At 70.2% G+C, this 16,450-nt stretch carries 13 protein-coding genes; 4 read left to right on the plus strand and 9 right to left on the minus strand.

Annotated features, from left to right (window positions below; all coding sequences use genetic code 11):
• Positions 1-123: 123 nt before the first annotated feature.
• Positions 124-552: an alpha/beta hydrolase family protein gene (locus ACG00X_RS13870; protein ID WP_394488780.1), complete on the minus strand. Its 429-nt coding sequence runs from the start codon at positions 550-552 to the stop codon at positions 124-126.
• Between the two features lie 222 nt (positions 553-774).
• Here ACG00X_RS13870 and ACG00X_RS13875 point away from each other — a divergent pair, with 222 nt between their 5' ends.
• From ACG00X_RS13875 to ACG00X_RS13885, 3 genes are all read left to right on the plus strand, one after another.
• Positions 775-3,459, plus strand: coding sequence for a TonB-dependent receptor (locus ACG00X_RS13875; protein WP_394488781.1), 2,685 nt, complete (start codon positions 775-777; stop codon positions 3,457-3,459).
• A 285-nt stretch (positions 3,460-3,744) separates the two neighbouring features.
• Positions 3,745-3,987 (plus strand): hypothetical protein, encoded by a 243-nt coding sequence (locus tag ACG00X_RS13880; RefSeq protein ID WP_394488782.1) that lies wholly within the window; start codon positions 3,745-3,747, stop codon positions 3,985-3,987.
• A complete protein-coding gene (locus ACG00X_RS13885; protein WP_394488783.1) occupies positions 3,980-5,884 on the plus strand; it encodes an AAA family ATPase in 1,905 nt (634 codons plus the stop codon). Before ACG00X_RS13880 ends, ACG00X_RS13885 begins: the two co-directional genes overlap by 8 nt.
• Positions 5,885-5,929: 45 nt before the next feature.
• Here ACG00X_RS13885 and ACG00X_RS13890 read toward each other — a convergent pair whose 3' ends face one another.
• From ACG00X_RS13890 to ACG00X_RS13915, 6 genes are all read right to left on the minus strand, one after another.
• Positions 5,930-6,763, minus strand: a complete 834-nt coding sequence (locus ACG00X_RS13890; RefSeq protein ID WP_394488784.1) for a metallophosphoesterase — start codon at positions 6,761-6,763, stop codon at positions 5,930-5,932.
• 200 nt (positions 6,764-6,963) lie between these two features.
• Entirely contained in the window at positions 6,964-7,884 is a 921-nt protein-coding gene (rocF, locus tag ACG00X_RS13895; protein ID WP_394488785.1) for an arginase, read from the minus strand.
• Entirely contained in the window at positions 7,881-8,759 is an 879-nt protein-coding gene (locus ACG00X_RS13900) for an LOG family protein (RefSeq protein WP_394488786.1), read from the minus strand. Before ACG00X_RS13900 ends, rocF begins: the two co-directional genes overlap by 4 nt.
• 33 nt (positions 8,760-8,792) lie before the next feature.
• Positions 8,793-9,776, minus strand: coding sequence for a GGDEF domain-containing response regulator (locus ACG00X_RS13905; RefSeq protein WP_394488787.1), 984 nt, complete (start codon positions 9,774-9,776; stop codon positions 8,793-8,795).
• A 26-nt stretch (positions 9,777-9,802) separates the two neighbouring features.
• Positions 9,803-10,561: a HesA/MoeB/ThiF family protein gene (locus ACG00X_RS13910; protein WP_394488788.1), complete on the minus strand. Its 759-nt coding sequence runs from the start codon at positions 10,559-10,561 to the stop codon at positions 9,803-9,805.
• Positions 10,558-11,478 carry a LysR family transcriptional regulator gene (locus tag ACG00X_RS13915; RefSeq protein ID WP_394488789.1) on the minus strand — a complete coding sequence of 307 codons (921 nt, stop codon included), beginning with the start codon at positions 11,476-11,478 and terminating at the stop codon, positions 10,558-10,560. The genes ACG00X_RS13910 and ACG00X_RS13915 overlap by 4 nt, the downstream gene beginning before the upstream one ends.
• 72 nt (positions 11,479-11,550) lie before the next feature.
• On the opposite strand from ACG00X_RS13915, the gene ACG00X_RS13920 reads away from it, so the two are divergent.
• A complete protein-coding gene (locus ACG00X_RS13920) occupies positions 11,551-12,744 on the plus strand; it encodes an MFS transporter (protein ID WP_394488790.1) in 1,194 nt (397 codons plus the stop codon).
• 670 nt (positions 12,745-13,414) lie between these two features.
• On the opposite strand, the gene ACG00X_RS13925 is transcribed toward ACG00X_RS13920, so the two are convergent.
• The gene (locus ACG00X_RS13925; RefSeq protein ID WP_394488791.1) at positions 13,415-14,851 is read right to left on the minus strand and encodes a S41 family peptidase; all 1,437 of its coding nucleotides are present in this window, start codon (positions 14,849-14,851) and stop codon (positions 13,415-13,417) included.
• A 177-nt stretch (positions 14,852-15,028) separates the two neighbouring features.
• Positions 15,029-16,417, minus strand: coding sequence for a metallophosphoesterase (locus tag ACG00X_RS13930; RefSeq protein ID WP_394488792.1), 1,389 nt, complete (start codon positions 16,415-16,417; stop codon positions 15,029-15,031).
• Positions 16,418-16,450 lie beyond the last annotated feature (33 nt).

The raw sequence follows: 16,450 nt of genomic DNA on the forward strand, positions 1-16,450 counted from the left end.
TTCCGCACCTCGGGCAACAGCGGCTGTATCCGCGACCACAGTGCTGCGCTGACTTCCTTCTTGACTGCCATCTTCCTCAGCGGTTCTTGAACTGAGGCAGATGATAAGTTTCGTTAGCGGCTCTTAGCAGGCCCGAAGCCTAATGCGCTGACTGTCGATGTCCGGGCGCGACCGCAGGTAGGTCACAGCGGCCATGATGTCGCGTGAGACGAGCGGCAGCGATTCGTCGAAGGTGCCGGTGGACGCGCCGAAGCCGCGCTTGTCGTAGCTGAGTGTTGCGATGCCTGCCGTGTGCAGCCGCTGTCGCAGCGCGCCATAACCGCCGCGCCCCCACGGTCCGGCGCCCACGGCGAGCACGACGACCGGCACCCGGGCGGCCACCGGCCCGGCGGCCTGGGGCAGCTCCAGCGTGGCGGCGATACGCACACCGGGCTCGGAGTCGTACGACACCTCCTGCGTCACGATGGCCCAGGCCAGCTGGCTCCACAGCCACAGCAAGGCCGCGATCCCCAGGCGGAGCGGGCTAACGCAGCAACGGGTCGCAGTGTGCATGGAGTCTCCGGGCGCGGCGAGTTTGCCGCATGGGGCGCGCATCATCGCCGCGCAGGCGCTGCTGCGGGGGCGGTGTTACCCCCGAGTCGGCACGACGGCGGCCAGGGGAGGGCGGCTTCAGAATGAGGCGCGTTTTTTGCTGAGTCGGGGAATCGCGCCATTCCCTAGTCCACCGATTTCACTGATCTGCTGGACTGGCATCCATCTCGAGGTGACCTCACTGTGACAACCGCCGCCCGCTCGCCCCTGTTGCCGCTTGCCGCCGCTCTGTTGTGCTGTTTCGCGCCCGCGCTATGGGCGCAGTCGGCCGCCGGGGACGGTGCGGCGGGCGAAGGCGGGGCGGAGAAGGCCTCGCTCGGGCGGGTCACCGTCACCGGCTCCAACCTGCGCCGCAGTGATGGCGAGACCCCCAGCCCGGTGCAGAAGCTCACTGCGGCCGACATCGCCCGCACGGGCTACAGCACGCTGGGCGAGGTGCTGCAGCATCTGTCGGCCAACAACATGGGCTCGCTGGGCCAGGCCACGCCGGGCGCTTTCGGTGCCGGTGGCAGCGGCATCTCGCTGCGCGGCATGACGGTGGGCGCCACGCTGGTGCTGATCGACGGGCACCGCATGGCGCCCTATCCGCTGCCGGACGACGGCCAGCGCGACTTCGTCGACATCGCTTCCATCCCGGTGGAGGCGGTGGAACGCGTGGAGGTGCTGAAGGATGGCGCGTCGGCCATCTACGGCTCCGACGCGATGGCCGGGGTCGTCAACGTCATCCTCAAGCGCAGCCACGAAGGCACGCTGTTGCAGGGCGAGATCGGCAGCGCGTCGCGCGGGGACGGGCGCATGGCCAAGGTGTCGGGCATCCGCGGCTTCGGCAACCTGGACCGCGATGGCGTCGCCGGCTATCTCGCGGCCGGCTTTCGGCGCCAGGGCGCCGTGCGCTTGAGCGACCGCGCGGCGCTGGGCGGGTCGGACTGGACGCGCTATGGCGGCGAGGACCTGGGCCTGGTGGCCAACCCCGAGCTGCAGGTGGCGCCCGAGACGCGCAGCTACAGCCTGCTGGGCAAGCTGACCGCGCTGCTGCCGCAGGACTGGACGCTGTCGGCGGCGGCCTCCGTGCTGGGCAGCCGCGCGACGCAGGTGGGGCTGCTGAATTGGGTATCGCCGGAGGGCGGCATCACGACCTTCGACTTCGGCCCCGGCCATCCCTCGCCGCTGCCCACCGCGTTGAACGGCACCAACGTCATCGACCCGGCCACCGGCGCCCCGGTGGACTACGAATTCGGCGAGCTGCCGGCGCAGCGCTCGCGCACGTCGACGCAGTCGCAGCGCGTGGTGGCCGAACTCTCCGGCGGCCTGGCCGGCTGGGACGTGCAGGCCGCGCTGGGGCTGACGCGCGTGGCCACGCAGCTGACGCTGAAGAACTTCGTCAGCCTGCCGGCATTGCAGGCGGCGCTGGACGGCGGGCGTTACGTCATCGGCGGCAGCAACAGCGCCGAGGCGCTGGCCAGCCTGACGCCCGAGGGCCGCTCGACGTCCACCAACACGCTGAACTTCCTGTCGCTGCGCGCCAGCCGCGACCTCGCCCGGCTCGACGGCGGCGCGCTGGCGCTGGGCCTGGGGCTGGACTACATGAAGCGCTCGCTGGATGAGCACTTTCCCGATGGCTTCGCCAGTGGCGCGCAGGCCAGCAACATCTACGCCTTCGGCGTCGGCAAGCAGACCATCACGGCGGCCTACGTCGAGCTGGCCGCGCCGTTGACCCGGCAGCTTGAAGTGGACGCCGCCGCGCGGGTGGACCATTACGACACCTACGGCTCCTCGGTGACGCCCAAGGTCGGCGTGAAGTACGTGCCCGTCAAGGCGCTGACATTGCGCGGCACCTATGCCGGCGGCTTTCGCGCGCCCAACCCGGTGGAGAGCGGCGTCTCGGGCTCCAGCGCCGGCTACCTGCCGCCACTGGTGGACACGGCGCTGTGCACCCTCGTGAAGCCCGGCCAGCCCTGCGACATCGGCGTGGGCGGCACGCAGCTGCAGCTGCCGGGCAAGGACCTGCGGCCCGAGAAATCGCGTTCGATGACGCTGGGCTTCGTGTTCGAGCCGTTGCCGGCGATGAACGTGTCGCTGGACTACTACGACATCAAGATCCGCAACCAGATCGTGTCCGTCGGGCTGTTCGGGCAGGGGCAGATCAACGACCCCGCCGCCTACGGCACCAAGCTCTACCGCGTGAACAGCCCGACCACGCCCAACGCCGCGCCCACCAGCGCCGACGACACCATCCTGTACGGCACCTATCCGTTCATCAACCTGGGTAGCGCCCGCACCAGCGGGTTGGACCTGGATCTGCGCCTGGCGCTGGACGGCGGGGCCTGGGGCCGCTTCACGCCGCAGCTGCAGTGGACGCACATGATCCGCTACACCATCGACCGCGGCCCGGGCCAGGTCTACGAGCTGGCCGGCACGCATGGCCCCAGCTTCGTCTCCACCAATACCGGCACGCCGCGTGAGCGCGGCGCGCTGTCGCTGAACTGGGCACGCGGCCCCGTCGAGCTGACCGGCACGCTGAACTACCTCAGCGGCCTGCGCGTGGAAGACGCCAGCTACAACCTGCCGGACTGCGCGTCTGCGCTCTCCACGGTGTTCCCGAACGGGCTGCCGGCAGGCGGCTCGCCGTTGTGCCGCGTGCCGTCGTTCACGACCGTCAACCTCAGCGGCAGCTGGCAGGTCGGCCCGGGCCTGAGCCTGCGGGCGGCGGTGACCAACGTGTTCGACCGCCGCGCGCCCGTTGACGCCTTCGCGTCGGGCTCCACGGGCGGGGGCGTGTCGTCGGGTGGTGCGCACTACAACCCGTCGCTGCATCAGGAGGGGGCCGTCGGCCGCTACCTGACGCTCGGGTTGAGCTACCGGTTCTGAGCGCCGCCGCGCCGGTGAGCGTTGGCGCGCGACAACGCGGCGCGCGCGTTGGGCTTGCGCGCGTTCGCTAACGCCCTCATCATTCGCGCCCTTGCTGAAGGCGCCCACGACAGCGCCCGCAAATCGGAGATCCCTGCTATGTCCTCCCTGTTCATATCGACCATCGACTGAACACGGTTCCCGAGCCCCGGCTGAACCGTGTCTGTTCCCAGATACGGCCTCAGACCGCGTGGCGTGCAAAGCCCCGCTGCCCATGAGCCGGGGCTTTTGCTTTTCGGAAACCGAATGAGTGACCAACTCCGTTCCCGCGCCCTCCAGGAGGGGCGGGTCAAGGCCTTGCGCCGCATGAAACAGCCGATGACCCTGGTGATCGAAGCCAGCGTCGGTGCGCGCGACCCTGTGGCCAGGGCGCTCGCCCATCGCGGCTCGCGCGGCGCCGGCCAACATATCCAGAGCCGCGGTGCCCAGCGCCGCGCTGACCGCATGGCGCTGCAGGCGCTGATGCGACGAAAGGATTGGGATGAGTGATTCCCAGACAAACCTGCGCGACCAGTTGGCGCAGAAAAACCAGCAGCTGCAGAACGTGGCCGCCCAGCTCAAGACCGAGCTGTTCGGCATCGACGCCATCATCGACCGCGCCATCGACGCCGTGCGGGCCTGGTATGTGCTGCCGGAGCTGGTGACGCGCCCGGTCATCGTCTGCCTGTGGGGCCTGACCGGCACCGGCAAGACCCAGCTCGTGCGGCGCCTGGCGCAGCTGCTGGGCTTCTACGATCGATTCGTGGAAGTGCAGATGGACGGCTTCTCCAACGGCGCGGGCTGGCGCGGCGCGCAGAGCATCTCGGGCATGCTGGCCGAGTCGGGCGTGCGCGAGGGCGAGCCGGGCATCCTCGCGCTGGACGAGTTCCAGCGTTTTCGCACCATCGACGTCAAGCGCAGCGAGCTGCGCGTCGAGCGCTACCAGGACGTCTGGGCCTTGTTGTCCGATGGCCGCCTGCCGCCGGCGCTCTCGCTGCTGGGTGACATCGAGGCCTCCATCGCCGAGGCGGCCTTTGACGCCGAGCGCGCCGACGCCGACGAGGTCAAGCGCCGCTTCAAGCTGCGGCCGTGGGAGGCGCAGGAGCTGCAGCGCAACCTCAAGCTCGATGAACCCTTGCTGGAGATCATGGCGTGGACGCCGGAGCAGATCCAGCAGCGGCTGCGCGCCTTCCGCGAGGAGGGCCAGCAGCAGTGGGACACCGACTACACCCGGCTGCTCGTCTTCGTCTGCGGCAACCTCGACGAGATGTACGAGGACCTCGCCACCAGCGTGGACGACTGCGACAGTGACGCCGACATCTTCCATGCGCTGACGGCCAAGCTCAGCGTCATCGATGTGAAGCAGGCGCTCAACAAGCGGTTCAAGCCCGAGCAGGTGGCGCGCCTGGGCAACGAGCACATCGTCTACCCGTCGCTGTCGCGGCAGGCCTATGAGCAGCTCATCGCGCAGGGCAGCGCCCGCTACGTGCGCGAGACCGAAGCCCGCTGCGGGCTGCGCTTCGAGCTGGCGGCCAGCGTGCGCGAGCAGATCTACGCCAACGCCGTGTTCCCCGCGCAAGGTACGCGCCCGCTGTTCTCGTCACTGCACGGCATCCTGGGCGCGGGCCTGGCCAAGGCGGCGCTATGGGCGCTGGCGCAGGGGGCCGACCCGGGCGACCTGGTGGGCCTGGCGGCCGATGGCCGCAGCCTCGTCGCCCACTGGCGCGGGCAGTCGCAGGCCATCGCCGTGCCGTTCGAGATCAGCCGGCTGCGCCAGCGCAACAACGCCGACTTCCGCGCGCTGCTGGCCGTGCACGAGGCCGGCCACGGGCTGGTGCACGCACTCCTGTTCGGGCGGGCGCCGCGGGAGATCAAGATCCACGTCGCGAGCTTCGAGGGGGGCTACAACACCTACACGTCGCGCAAGGTGTGGTCGCGCCAGAACCTGGAGGACGCCATCTGCACCAGCCTCGCCGGCCGGGCGGCGGAGCTGCTGGTGTTCGGGCCTGCGATGAGCTCCAGCGGCGCCGAGAGCGACTTGCGCAAGGCCACCGAGACGGCCGCGCGCATGTGGCGGCACACCGGGCACGGCGAACGCATCGGGCGCTGCGACGTGTCGTCCGAGAGCGGCGAACACCTGCTGACCGATGTCGAGGCCACCAACGCGCCCGTCGAGGCGCTGCTGCAGGCCGAGCACGGCCGCGCGACGCGCCTGCTGGCGGATCACCGTGATGCGCTGCTGGCGCTGGTGGACGAGCTCATGGCTCAAGGCCAGGTCACGCCGACGCGTTTCGCCCAGGTGACCGGACTGACGCTGGACCGGCCGGCGGAGGCGCTGGATGCCTATGCGCAGCGACTCGCCGAGTTCCGTGACGCCGACAACGCGGTGGCGCGGTTGAGGGCGTAGCCGGTGGCGTGGAAGGCGGCCAGCGCTGGGCTGGTCATGCGGGTGTCAGAGCTCAGGCAGGGGCGGATGATCGCCCGCGTGCGCCAGGTGGCTGACCAGCGGCAGCCCGGGCCCCCAGGCGTGGATCAACCAGCCCGCAGGCTCCTGCGTGATGGCCAGCGGGGCGTCGGTGGCCAGCTCCAGCGCCACCTGGTGTGCCGGTGACGGTGCGCTCAGCGCCGCCGCATGGGCCACCTGGCCGAGCGTGAGCCGGTGCAGATGGCCGCAGGCGACACGGCGCACGTGGGGGTGGCGGGCGATCAGCGCCTCGAAGCCGGCGAGGCCGTGCTGCAGCGACATGTGATCCATGACGGCCAGGCCCGTGGCATGCGGCGGGTGGTGCAGGGCCACGAGCGTGGGCACGTCGGGCCGCGCGGCGAGCAGGGCGTCGGCCTGGGAAAGGCGGGCCTCGTCGAAGCCACCCTCGGGGCGGCCCGGCAGCACGCTGTCCAGCACCACCAGGCGCAGCGGGCCGGGCAGGTCCAGCGCGTACTGGATGGCCGTCGCGCCGGGCTCGCCGCAGTGCACCTGGGGCAGCCCGGCGAAGGCGGCCTGCAGCGGCGCGCGCGCGTCGTGGTTGCCGGGGACGAGCGCCAGCGGCAGGCCGGCGTCGATCAGCGGCTGCAGCAGCTCGCGCAGTTGCGCGTACTCGGCCGGGTGGCCGGCGTCGACGAGGTCGCCGGTGATGAGCACGGCCACCGGCCGGGGGCGCAGCTGCAGCACGCGCTCGACGGCGTGGCGCAGGGCGGCGGCGGTGTCCACCCGGCCCGAGATCAGCCGGCCGGGGTGGGTGATGTGGGTGTCGCTGAGCTGGACCAGCAGATAGGGCGTCGCGTCCATGGGGCGCGACTCTAACGTCGTGTTCGCGGGTTTCGGCGCGCGGGAAGCGGGAAAACTTACTTCCTCATCAAGCGGCCCCTGCCGCCAGGGGCAGCAGGGCAAGCTCATTTCCTCATCAAGGTGCTCTTGCCGTCTGCGTCAGCAGGGCAAGCTCATTTCCTCATCAAGGTGCTCTTGCCGTCTGCGTCAGCAGGGCAAGCTCATTTCCTCATCAAGGTGCTCTTGCCAAACAGCGACTCGATGAGGTCCACCGCCACGAGGGCGGTCTTGTTGCGCTCGTCCAGCGCCGGGTTCAGCTCCATGACGTCCAGCGACGCCAGTCGGCCTGTGTCGTGGATCATCTCCATGCACAGATGGGCTTCGCGGTAGGTCGGGCCGCCCGGCACGGTGGTGCCGACGCCGGGCGCCATGACGGGGTCGAGGAAGTCGACGTCGAAGCTGACGTGCAGGTGGGTGTTGTCGTCCAGCGTCGCGAGCGCCAGCTCCATCGTGTGGCGCATGCCCATCTCGTCGATGAAGCGCATGTCGAAGACCTCCAGGTCCTGCTCATGCACGAAACGGCGCTCGCCTTCGTCCACGCTGCGGATGCCGATCTGGCGCACCCACTTCGCTTGAATGGCCGGCACATGGCCGCCGATCTCGATGAGCTCCTGGGGGCCGAAGCCGCACAGGCAGGCCACCGGCATGCCGTGGATGTTGCCGCTGGGGGTCAGCGCGCTGGTGTTGAAGTCGGCATGGGCGTCGAGCCACAGCACGCGCAGCTTCTTGCCGACATCGCGGCAATGGTGGGCCACGGCGGCGATGGAGCCCAGGCCCAGGCAGTGGTCGCCACCCAGCAGGATGGGCATGCGGCCGGTCTTGAGCTCGCTGTAGACGGCGTCATGCACGGCCCGGTTCCAGGCGACGACTTCGTCGAGGTGGCGGTAGCCATCCACCGGCGGCAGCCAGGGGTTGGACGGGCCGGCAAGGTTGCCGCGGTCCAGCACGTCGACGCCGCGGCCGCGCAGCGCTTCGCGCAGGCCGGCGACGCGGATGGCCTCGGGGCCCATGCCGGCGCCGCGCGCGCCAGCGCCGACGTCGGTGGGCGCGCCGATCAGGGAAACATTGCGCAGTGAGGTCATGGGGTATGGATGCTCGAAAGCTCAGGTTCGGATTCGAGCACGGCCCAGGCCTCTTCGGCCGTCTCGACGTAATGGAACAACTGCTCGTCGCCCGGGCTGATCATGCCGGTCTCCAGCAGCAGGTCGACGTTGATGACGCGCGTCCAGAAGTCGCGCCCGAACAGCAGGATGGGGCGGCGGCGGCTCTTGCCGGTCTGGATCAGCGTCAGCGTCTCGAAGAGTTCATCCAGCGTGCCGTAGCCGCCGGGGAAGCACACCAGCGCGATGGAGCGCATCAGGAAGTGCATCTTGCGCAGGCCGAAGTAGTGGAAGCGAAAGCACAGCTCCGGCGTGATGTAGGGGTTGGGGTACTGCTCGTGCGGCAGCACGATGTTCAGCCCCACGCTCTTGCCTCCCATCTCGTGGGCGCCGCGGTTGCCGGCCTCCATGATGCCGGGGCCGCCGCCGGTGGCGATGACCACGGGCCTTCCGCGCTCGGCACAGCCGGTGGTGACGATCTGCGCGAAGCGGCGTGCCTCCTCGTAGTAGCGGCTCATGGCCAGCTTGCTGCGCGCGATGCGCAGCTGGGCGGCGTCGCCGCTGGCTTCGGCCGCGGTGACGAGGGCCTGGGCGGCATCGGCCGACAGGATGCGCGCGCTGCCGAAGATGACGATGGTGGACGTGACGCCCTGTTCGTTCAGCAGCAGTTCGGGCTTCATCAGCTCGAGCTGCATGCGCACCGAGCGCATGTCCTGGCGCAGCAGGAAGGCTTCGTCCTTGAATGCCAGCTCGTAGGCGCTGCCGGGTGCGTCGTAAGTGGGGTGGGGGGTGAGCGATTCGCACTCGTCCCTGGCCGTCGGGAAGTTGCGGGTGGTGAGGTCGATGCGGCGGTTCATGGATGGACGGAGACGGACGGGCGTCGGGTGGCCCTAGAGATTGACGAAACGGTTGCGTCCCTGCGCTTTCGCACGATACAGCGCTTCATCGGCCAGCTTCAGCAGCACATCGGCGGTGACGTCGTCACCGGGCTCGCAGGTCGTGAAGCCGCCCGACAGCGTGATGTGCGGCGCCGTGGCGGAGTCGGGGTGCGGCAGCGCCGCGCTGGCGAAGACCCGCGTGATGGCGTTGGCCAGCGTGCGCGCGCCGGCACGCGGCGTGTCGGGCAGCACGAGGGCGAACTCCTCGCCACCGTAGCGGGCCACGGAGTCCAGCGGCCGGCGCGCGAGCTGGCGCAGCATGGCCGCCACCTGGCGCAGGCAGTCGTCGCCAGACTGGTGGCCCAGCGCGTCGTTGTAGCGCTTGAAGTGGTCGACGTCGCAGAGCATCACCGTCAGCGGCGTCTTGAGCCGCCGGCACAGCAGGATGGACTCCTGCAGCTGCTCGTTGAAGCCGCGGCGGTTCAGCAGCCCGGTCAGCGCGTCGTGCGCGGCCTGGCGTTGCAGCTCGACGTTGGCGCGCTGCAGCTCCTGCGACATCGCCTGCAGCTGGCGCTGCATGTTGCGCAGCCGTTGCATCGCGTGCAGCTTGGCTTCGAGCACGACCGGGTGGACGGGCTTGGTGAGGTAGTCGTCGCCGCCGCAGGAGATGCCGTCCGCGACGCTGGTCGCCTCCGACATCGCGGACAGGAAGATCACCGGTGTCCACTCGCCGGAGAGGGCCTCGCGCTGGCGCACCTGCCGGGCCAGCCAGTAGCCGTCGTGCTCGGGCATGACGACGTCGCTCAGGATGAGGTCGGGCTGGTGACGGTCGAACAGCTCCAGCGCCCAGGCGGCGCCGGAGGCTTCGATGATCTGGTGGCCGAGGCGGTCCAGGTGGTAGGCCAGGCTGCCCCGGACGCTTTCGTCGTCGTCCACGACCAGGATGCGCAGCGGCGGGACGGGCAGCGTGGGCTGCACGAGCAGAGGATCGGTCATCGGCAGGGACGGTGGACGCCAGGGCATCATGCGGGGTGGTGATGGCCGCATACGCTGCAGCCGGGGTCGCGCTGGAGGCCGATTTCGCTCCACTGCATGCGGCGGCCGTCCAGCATCAGCAGCCGGCCGGCGAGCGGCTCGCCGATGCCGGCCAGCAGCTTCAGCGCCTCGGCCGCCTGCAGGCTGCCGACGATGCCCACGAGCGGCGCGAACACGCCCATGGTCGAGCAAGCCACATCCTCGAAGCCGGATTCCGGTGGGAACAGGCAGGCATAACAGGGCTGCGTGCCGGTGCGGCTGTCGTAGACGCTGATCTGGCCGTCGAAGCCGATCGCCGCGCCCGACACCAGTGGCCGGGCGTGGCGCACACAGGCGGCGTTGACGAGGTGGCGCGTGGCGAAGTTGTCGGTGCAGTCGATGACGACGTCTGCCAGCGGCACTTCGGCATCGAGCAGCGCGGCGTCGGCCTGTTGTGGCAGCGCACGCACGCGCACGGCGGGGTTCAGGGCGGCCATGCGGGCGGCGGCCGAGGCGACCTTGGGCTGGCCCAGGCTGGCCATGTCGTGGGCGATCTGGCGCTGCAGGTTGGTCAGCGACACGGTGTCGTGATCGAGCAGCGTGATGGTGCCCACGCCGGCCGACGCAAGGTACAGCGCCACCGGCGAGCCCAGCCCGCCCGCGCCGATCACCAGCGCCCGGCTGTCGAGCAGCCGCTGCTGGCCCTCGATGCCGATTTCGTCCAGCAGCAGGTGGCGGGAGTAGCGCAACAGGTCGTCGTCGGTCATGGCGTCAGCATATCGGGCCACAGCGGTGCCGCCATGCTGCGGCGCATGGCTTCGATGAAGTAGCGCAGCCGCGCGGGCGGCGCCGGCGGGTTGGGGTAGAGCAGGCGCACCGGCAGCGCCTCGCCGCGCCAGCGCGGCAGCAGGTGCACCAGGCGGCCCTGGGCGATGTCGTCGCGCACGGCCCAGCCCGACAGCAGCGCCGCCCCCAGGCCCAGCCGGGCCGCCTCGCGCGTTGCGTAGAGGCTGTCGGTCGCGAAGACGGGGCGGATGGGGATGCGCGTGGCCTCGCCGTCGTCGCGGTGCAGGCGCAGCTCCTGGCGGTAGAAGGTCGCAATCGCCAGCCAGGGCAGCGCGGCGAGGTCATCGGGCGTTCTCACGCGGCGCCCGCGCAGCAGTGACGGTGCGGCCACCAGCACGCGGGGCACGCTGGCCAGCGGAATGGCCACGACGGCGCCCTCGGGCCGGCCGCCGACGCGGATGGCGCAGTCCAGCCCCTGCTCGACGAAGTTGGGCGACGCGTCGTTCAGCAGCCATTCCACGCGCAGGGCCGGTGCGGCCTGCAGCGCCTGCACGAGCGGCTCGATCAGATGCTCCTGGCCGAAGGCATGCGGCACCTGCACGCGCAGCAGGCCCTCCGGCAGGCCGGGTTCCGCACGCAGCGTTTCCTCGAAGCCCTCCCACTCGGCGGCCAGCGCCTTGGCGCGCTCGTAGGCGCGCTGGCCGGTGTCGGTCAGGCGCAGCGCATGGGTGGAGCGCTGCACGAGGGGCTGGCCCAGCTGGCGCTCCAGCGATTGCAGCCGGCGGCTGACGGTGGGCTGCGTGGTGCCCAGCTGCCGGGCCGCGGCCGACAGGCTGCCCGCCTCGACGATGCGAATGAAGGTCTGCATCAGCTGCAGCCGGTCGGCGGTCTTGCTCATGCGTGCAGCGTATGACAGTCCTGCGTGCTCTGCGTCTAGCGGGGTATTGGGCCCTTCGTCACACTGCCGCCCATGCAATCGACCCCCGCTCCCTCCGCCGCGCTGGCGCCCTCGCTCAGTCCCTCCCTCAGCCCCGCGCTGACCCTGCTGCTGGCCACGGCCACCGGCCTGGCCGTCGCATCCATCTACTACGTGCAGCCGCTGCTGGGCTTGCTGGCCTCGGAGTTCGGCGTGGGCAGTGCCACGGTGGGCCTGCTGCCCACGCTGACCCAACTCGGCTACGGTGCCGCCATCCTGCTGCTGTCGCCGCTGGGCGACCGCTTCGATCGCCGGCGCATCATCGTCACCAAGGCGGCCGCCCTGGTGGCTGCCTTGCTGTTCGCGGCCGCAGCGCCGGGCTTCGCGGCGCTGTGCGCTGCGAGCGTGGCCATCGGCCTGGCCGGCACGCTGGCCCAGGATCTCGTGCCCGCCGCGGCCACACTGGCCCCCGAGGCCCAGCGCGGCAAGCGGGTCGGGCAAGTCATGACGGGGCTGCTGCTGGGCATCCTGCTGTCGCGCGTGGCGTCCGGGGCCGTGGCGGCCGTGGCGGGCTGGCGCTGGGTGTATGGCGCCGCTGCCGTGGCCGTGGCGGCGCTGATCCCCTTGCTGTGGCGTGGCCTGCCGCGCTTCGTGCCGGCGACGCAGGCGGGCTATGGCTCGTTGCTGGCGTCCATGGGCGCGCTGTGGATGCGCCATGCGGCGCTGCGCCGTGCGGCGCTGGCGCAGGGGCTGTTGAGCGTGGCGTTCAGCGCGTTCTGGTCGACGCTGGCGCTGGTGCTGGCGGGGCCCGATTTCGGGCAGGGCAGCGCGGTGGCCGGCGCCTTCGGGCTGGCCGGTGCGGCGGGCGCGCTGGCGGCGCCGCTGGCCGGCGGCATCGCTGACCGGCGCGGGCCGCAGGCCGTCATCCGCATCGGCGCGCTGCTGGTGTTGGTGGCCTTCTGTGTCGAGGCGCTGGCGCCCGCATCGCTGTGGCTGCTCGTCGCGGTGGCCGTCGTGTTCGACCTCGGCGTGCAGGCTGCGCTGGTCTCGCACCAGAGCGTGATCTACGCGCTCGACGCGGCCTCGCGCAGCCGGCTGAACGCGGTGCTGGTCAGCGCCATGTTTGCGGGCATGGCCAGCGGGGCGGCGTTGGGTTCCGTGCTGCTGGCGCATCTGGGTTGGCGGGCGGTGCCGGTGCTGGGCGCGGTGGCTGCTTTGGGTGCCTTGGCGTTTACTCGTCGCCGGTGAATTGCTTCGGGTTGCTTGGGTTAGGAGCCTTTGTGACTCGATGCCGAGCTGCCGGGAGTCCGCCCCGGCGGGCGGGTAACTTTCTTCTGCGGCGCCAGAAGAAAGTCACCAAAGAAGAGGCGCCAACGCAATCCGCACTCGAGCGAGACAACGCGCTCGCGACGCTCGAACTGGGAAGCGCCCCGACGCGAACCGCTGCGCTCTCGCCCACCACTTGTCCAGCGCGGCAAGGCTCGGACCAGCACCCCGCTTAACGCGCGGCTGCACGCCGACGCTAGGCAGCCGAAATACCGAACAGCCGCGCCGCCGGCGGCGCTGCATGGGGCTGTTTTGATGAGCACGGCGTGCAGCCGCGCGTCGGACGGACAGGTGCGGCGACGGGGCGGACTCGTGAAAAGTCAGACGCGAGAGCGCAGCGGGTCGCTTCTGGGCGCCATCTGGCAGGCTGTTTTCGGGCGCCGCTGCGGCGCGGTGCCGCGATGGTATGCAGTTCAGCGCCTCTTCTTTGGTGACTTTCTTCTGGCAAGACAGAAGAAAGTCACCCCGCCGCCGGGCGGGACTCCCGGCAACACGGCACCGAGTAGAAAGGCTCCTCGCAAAAGCAACGACCAAAGAAAACGGGCCTCACGCAGAGGCCCGTTTCAAACTCGGTGTGCTCAGAGCTTCAGACTTACTCGGCCCTCTTCGCCTCGGCCTTGCGTTCCAGCGCGGCCTTGGAGGCGATGACGGGCTGGCCCTTGAGCTTGTTCAGCGCCTGCACCAGCGGGAAGTCTTCGGCGGAGCCGAATTCCGGCAGCGGCTTGGGTGGCTCGGCGCGCTTGGCGTACTCGGCTTCCAGCTTGGCGCGAGCCTCCTCGCGGGCCTTCTGACGGGCTTCGGTGTCGCCCTCGGGGCCGTTGTTCAGGTGCTTCTCGAGATCGGCCTCGCGGGTGCGCAGCGCGGCGAACACATTGCCCTCGGCGGTTTCGTCCACGGCCACGTCGGGCACGATGCCCTTGGCCTGGATGGAGCGCCCGCTGGGCGTGTAGTAGCGCGCCGTCGTGATCTTGATGGCGGTTTCCGGGCCGAGTTGCCGCACCGTCTGCACCGAGCCCTTGCCGAAGGTCTGGGAGCCCATGATGGTGGCGCGGTGGTGATCCTGCAGCGCACCGGCGACGATCTCGCTGGCGCTGGCCGAGCCTTCGTTGACCAGCACCACCAGCGGCACGCTCTTCAGCGCGGCCGGCAGCTTCCTGAGCGGATCGTCACCGCCACGGCGGCGGTAGTCGTCCGGCGTGGCCTTGTAGCTGGCCTTGGACTCGGGAATCTGGCCGTTGGTCGACACGACCTCGACGTCCTTGGGCAAGAAGGCGGCGGAGATGGCCACCGCGCCGTCCAGCAGGCCGCCCGGGTCGTTGCGCAGGTCCAGCACGAGGCCCTTGAGGTGGGGCTCCTGCTTGTAGATCTCTTCGAGCTTCTTCGCGAAGTCGTCGACCGTGCGGTCCTGGAACTGGCTCACGCGCAGCCAGGCGTAGCCGGGCTCGACGACCTTGGCGCGCACGCTCTGCACCTTGATCTCTTCGCGGGTGATCGTGACCGGGAAGCTGCGGTTCTCGGACTTGCGGTAGATCGTCAGCGACACCTTGGTGGCCGGTTCGCCGCGCATCTTCTTGACGGCCTGGTCGATGGACAGGCCGCGCACGGCGGTGTCGTCGATCTTGCTGATCAGGTCGCCGCTCTTCAGGCCGGCGCGGAAGGCGGGCGAGCCTTCGATGGGCGAGACGATCTTGACCAGACCGTCTTCCATGCCGATCTCGATGCCGACGCCGACGAATTTGCCGGAGGTGCCTTCGCGGAATTCCTTGAAGCTCTTCTTGTCGAAGAACTGCGAATGCGGGTCGAGCCCGGACACCATGCCGCCGATGGCGTCATTGATGAGTTTCTTCTCGTCGACCGGCTCGACATATTCGGCCTTGACGAGGCCGAATACCGCAGCGAGTTGCTGCATCTCGTCCAGCGGCAACGGGGACAGGCTGCTGCGGGCGTTGGCCTGCAGCTGCATCGTCGTCAGGGCACCTGCGACGGCACCGAGGGCAACCCAACCGGCGACTTTCAATTTGGAGCTCATGAGGCCGAGTCCTCTATCAACGTGATCCTGCAAATACGTCTTGACAGGTAAAGCTAGTGTAGCGAGGGGGTTTGTACCCCAAGGGCGATTTACCCCGCAGAAACCCTTCAAATTGAAGTCGCAGTGATGAATTGCGCGAGCGTTACGGCTGGGCGGCAATGTTGGTGGCGGTTCGTTTCAGCAGCGCAGCTTCTGCCCGGCCAGCACGCAGGTGGCCTGCGGCTGCCCCAGCGTGTCGAAGGCGTGCATCAGCCAGCCCTGGGGCGTTGCGGTCAGCAGCGCGAAGCCGAAGTCGGTATGGGTCTGGAAGGTCTCCAGCCGGGCGCCGGGCTGGGGTTCGGCGCGCAGCGCCGCGATGGCGTCGATTCGCCCGGAGGCGGCCGAGCCGCCGTTGCCGATGACGAAGCTGGCCGGCTGGTTGGTGGCAAAGCCCAGCGCCTCGTGGATGTGCAGGTGGCCGTGGACGGTGGCGATCACGCCGGGCGGCAGCAGCCGCGCGCCGAAGGCGTCCTGCAGCAAGGGCGTCAGGCCCGAGTGCGCCGGGCCGGGCTTGCCGCTGGCGCTGGGGCTGAAGGCCAGGCTCGGATGGTGGCTCACGAAGAGGCTCTGTGCGCTGTGGCCGGCCAGCGTGGCGACGGTGTCGAGCTGGCCGCGCCAGCGGATCCAGGCGGGGGAGCCGGTCGCTGGCGTGGTGCTGCCGATCTCCGAGGAGTCGAACACGATGAGCTGGCTGCGCGGCGACAGCGGCACCGCGAAGGGTTCGGTGAAGTCGCTGTCGTTGACACCGTCCTGCTCGGCCCGGCAGTCGCGCGCCGGCCCGGTGGCCGGGTCGAGGTAGCGCAGCCAGCCTTGGCCGGCGCGCGCGCAGCCTTCGTGGTTGCCGCGCACGAACACCCAGGGGGCGGCGGCCAGCAGCGCGCGCGCAGGCTGAAAGAAGTCGGCCTGCCAGGCGTCGTCGCCGTAGCCCCAGGGGCTGTTGGCGCAGGCGACGTGGGCCTGGCCGGCGGGCGTGTCGGGGCAGGGGCTTTCGCGGTAGTGGTAGTCGCCGACGTGGATGACCAGATCGGGCTTGTGCGCCAGCGCGCGGGCCAGCACGCGCGGGAAGGGCCAGCCGGCGGGGTCGTTGCAGGCCTGGAAGTCCTGCGCCGATGCCTTGAGCCGGCAGCCGGTGTCGCCCATGACGACGATGCGGCGGATCTCAGGTGCCGGCGCATTCAGCGTGATGGCGCCGACCTGCAGGCTCGCGGCCGTGTCCGGCCAGGGGGCTTCGCAGGCGCGCAGCACGAAGTGGGTGGGCTTGCGCTCGGGCTGCGCATTGCCGGCCGGCGCGGGCTCCTCGCCTGGCACGGCGCGCTCCAGCATCGCCGCCTCGCCGCCGCTCCAGCGCATGGCTGGGCAGCTGCCGCCCACCAGTGCCCGCACGACCCAGCCGGGACCGGCGACGGCCTGGACCCAGGCCTGCTGCACGCCCGTCGGCGGCGGCGCCGGCGGCGTTGCTGGCCGGATGGCGCAGCCCGTGACCGCCAGCAGGGCGGCGAGGCCGAGAAAACGCGCGTGATGAATCATGTGTCGATCAACTGTGTGAGCGCCGCCAGATTA

Origin of the sequence: Pelomonas nitida, from assembly GCF_043555975.1 — a bacterium.
GTDB lineage: Bacteria > Pseudomonadota > Gammaproteobacteria > Burkholderiales > Burkholderiaceae_C > Pelomonas > Pelomonas nitida.